We start from the raw sequence: 3,029 nt of genomic DNA on the forward strand, positions 1-3,029 counted from the left end.
CTTCGTGCTCGACACCAACGTGCTGCTGCACGATCCGATGTGCCTGTTCCGCTTCGAGGAACATGACATCTTCCTACCGATGATCGTGCTGGAAGAACTCGACGGCCACAAGAAAGGTACCACCGAAGTCGCGCGAAACGGCCGCCAGACCAGCCGCACGCTCGATGCGCTGGCCGGCGCGCAGGGCGCCGACATCGGCAAGGGCCTGAAGCTCGACACCACGGGCCATCGCGAGGCCGGCGGCAAGCTGTTCTTCCAGACCGCGCCGCTCGACTACACGCTGCCGACCAGCCTGCCGCAGGGCAAGGCCGACAACCAGATCCTCGGCGTGGTGCAGGCGCTGCGCGATCTCTATGCCGTGGATGCACCGGGCCGGCTGAAGCAGGAAGTGGTGCTGGTGTCGAAGGACATCAACATGCGCGTCAAGGCGCGCGCGCTCGGGCTCGCCGCCGACGACTACCAGAACGACAAGACCCTGGAAGACGGCGATCTGCTCTATGCCGGCTCGCTGGCCCTGCCGGGCGATTTCTGGACCCGCCAGAGCAAGACGGTCGAGAGTTGGCAGAGCGGCAGCAGCACCTTCTACCGCGTCAGCGGCCCGATCGTGCCGAACCTCTACATCAACCAGTTCGTGTATTTCGAGGCGCCCGGCGAGCCCAGCATGTATGCGCGCGTAACCGAGATCCGCGACAAGACCGCGGTGCTCAAGACGCTCAAGGACTACGGCTCGGTCAAGAACGCGGTGTGGGGCGTGAACACCCGCAACCGCGAGCAGAACTTCGCGATGAACCTGCTGATGGACCCGGAGGTCGACTTCGTCACGCTGACCGGCACCGCCGGCACCGGCAAGACGCTGATGGCGCTGGCCTCGGGCCTGACGCAGGTGCTCGACGACCGCCGCTACACCGAGATCATCATGACCCGCGCGACCGTCAGCGTGGGCGAGGACATCGGTTTCCTGCCCGGCACCGAGGAAGAAAAGATGGGCCCGTGGATGGGTGCGCTCGACGACAACCTCGAGTTCCTGGCCAAGGGCGACGGCGGCGGCGCCGGCGAATGGGGCCGAGCGGCCACCAACGAGCTGATCCGCAGCCGCATCAAGATCAAGAGCATGAACTTCATGCGCGGCCGCACCTTCCTGAACAAGTACGTGATCATCGACGAGGCGCAGAACCTGACGCCTAAGCAGATGAAGACGCTGGTGACCCGCGCGGGCCCGGGCACCAAGATCATCTGCATGGGCAATCTGGCCCAGATCGACACACCCTACCTGACCGAAGGCTCCTCGGGCCTGACCTTCGCCGTGGACAAGTTCAAGGGCTGGCCGCACAGCGGGCACATCACGCTGGCGCGCGGCGAACGTTCTCGCCTCGCCGACTTCGCGAGCGAAGTTCTTTAGTTCGCCCCCCAGGTTGAACGGGCCCGCGCTGCGCGCGGGCCTTTTTTGTGTCCTGCTGAAGCCTGCTGACAATACGCTGTCAGCAGGCTCCGCGCAGCATGGAGGCTCCAATCACTGACCGAGGAGAGCTCCATGACTGCCACCACCATCAACTGGTTCGAGATTCCCGTCGCCAACCTCGACCGGGCCCAGGCCTTCTACGAGAAGGTGCTCGGCCGCGCGCTCAAGCGCGAGGACATGGGCGGCGAGCCGATGGCGATCTTCCCCTACGAGGAACCGGCCACCGGCGGCTGCCTGATGGCCGGCAGCCCGCGCGCCGCCGCGGCGGGCAGCGGCGTCCGGATCTATCTCGACTGCATGCCGAGCATCGACGCCGCACTGTCGCGCGTGGCCGCGGCAGGCGGGCAGATCGTGACACCGAAGACGGCGCTGCCGGGGGACATGGGCTCATTCGCCGTGCTGCGCGACACCGAGGGCAACGAAGTCGGACTGCACGCGCTGGCCTGAAACCATGACCACCCCGACACACAGGAACTGGATCGCCGTCGCCAGCGCGGCGCATGCGCGCCGGGGGCGCGACAATCCCGCAGGCGGTTTCATGCAGGTCGGACACGGCAAGCTGGCCCCTCTCAAGCGCATCAAGGCCGGCGACCGCGTGGCCTACTACGCGCCGACCACCGATCTCGGCGTCGCCGACAGGCTGCAGAGCTTCGTTTCGATCGGCGTCGTGCAGGGCGACGCGCCCTACGAGGTCGACATGGGCAACGGCTTCGTGCCGTGGCGGCGCGATGTGCGCTACGCCGCGGCGCGCGAAAGGCCCATCCTGCCGCTGATCGACCGCTTCGATTTCGTCGACGATCCGAAACGCTGGGGCGCCAAGTTCCGCTTCGGCATCCTCGAAGTCAACGACCATGATTTCCGTCTGATCGCAACCGTCATGAATGCCGATCGCCAAGGCCTCGGCCTTTGAACCCGATGATGGAGAAAACCATGCAACCCCAACTTCAACGCCTCGACTCCTTCCAGGTGGCCGGACTCACGGCGCGCACCACGAACCGCGATGAAAGCGATCCCCAGGCCGCGCGCATCGGCACCCTCTGGGACCGCTTCTTCGGCGAGCGGATCTATGAGAAGACGCCGCACCGGGTCGACGACATGCGGCTCTACGGCGTCTATTCGGGCTACGAGGCCGACGTCCACGGCGCCTTCGACATCACGACCGGCGTCGCCGTGGCCGACGGGCCCGCGAGCGTGCGCATCGAAGGCGGCAACTACCTGGTCTTCAGCGCCAAGGGAGAGATGCCGCAAATGGTGATCGATCTCTGGGAGACGATCTGGGCCTATTTCGAAGCCCATCCTGAGATCCAGCGCCGCTATCGGAGCGACTTCGAGGCCTACAGCGGCCCCGACGAAGTGGCGATCCACATCGGGGTCGTGTAAGGGATCTCAGCAGCGTTAAGCTCGACCGATGCGCCGTGCCGACCGCCTGTTCCAGATCGTCCAGCTTATTCGCGGACGCCGGCTCACCACGGCCGCCTTCCTGGCTCGGCGGCTCGAGGTGTCGGAGCGCACGGTCTACCGCGATGTCGCCGACCTGCAGCGTCAGGGCGTGCCGGTCGAAGGCGAGGCC

At 66.1% G+C, this 3,029-nt stretch carries 5 protein-coding genes; all 5 read left to right on the forward strand.

Annotated features, from left to right (window positions below; translation table 11 throughout):
- Positions 1-1,399 (forward strand): PhoH family protein (locus AC1DY5_RS49380; RefSeq protein WP_478121628.1); only part of this gene is annotated, 1,399 nt, incomplete at its 5' end.
- 132 nt (positions 1,400-1,531) lie between these two features.
- Entirely contained in the window at positions 1,532-1,906 is a 375-nt protein-coding gene (locus AC1DY5_RS49385) for a VOC family protein (protein WP_478121629.1), read from the forward strand.
- Positions 1,907-1,910: 4 nt separating this feature from the next.
- Complete coding sequence (locus AC1DY5_RS49390; protein ID WP_478121630.1) at positions 1,911-2,369, forward strand: EVE domain-containing protein; 459 nt, start codon at positions 1,911-1,913, stop codon at positions 2,367-2,369.
- A gap of 20 nt (positions 2,370-2,389) precedes the next feature.
- Positions 2,390-2,839, forward strand: a complete 450-nt coding sequence (locus AC1DY5_RS49395; protein ID WP_478121631.1) for a GyrI-like domain-containing protein — start codon at positions 2,390-2,392, stop codon at positions 2,837-2,839.
- Between the two features lie 28 nt (positions 2,840-2,867).
- On the forward strand, positions 2,868-3,029 hold a 162-nt coding region (locus AC1DY5_RS49400), incomplete at its 3' end, for a helix-turn-helix transcriptional regulator (RefSeq protein WP_478121632.1).

The sequence above is a fragment of the Variovorax sp. P4_D9 genome, assembly GCF_056401695.1.

Coding starts and splice junctions, on each gene's coding strand:
- AC1DY5_RS49390 (WP_478121630.1), top strand. CDS start 1,911: ATGACCACCCCGACACACAGGAACTGGATCGCCGTCGCCAGCGCGGCG.
- AC1DY5_RS49395 (WP_478121631.1), top strand. CDS start 2,390: ATGCAACCCCAACTTCAACGCCTCGACTCCTTCCAGGTGGCCGGACTC.
- AC1DY5_RS49385 (WP_478121629.1), top strand. CDS start 1,532: ATGACTGCCACCACCATCAACTGGTTCGAGATTCCCGTCGCCAACCTC.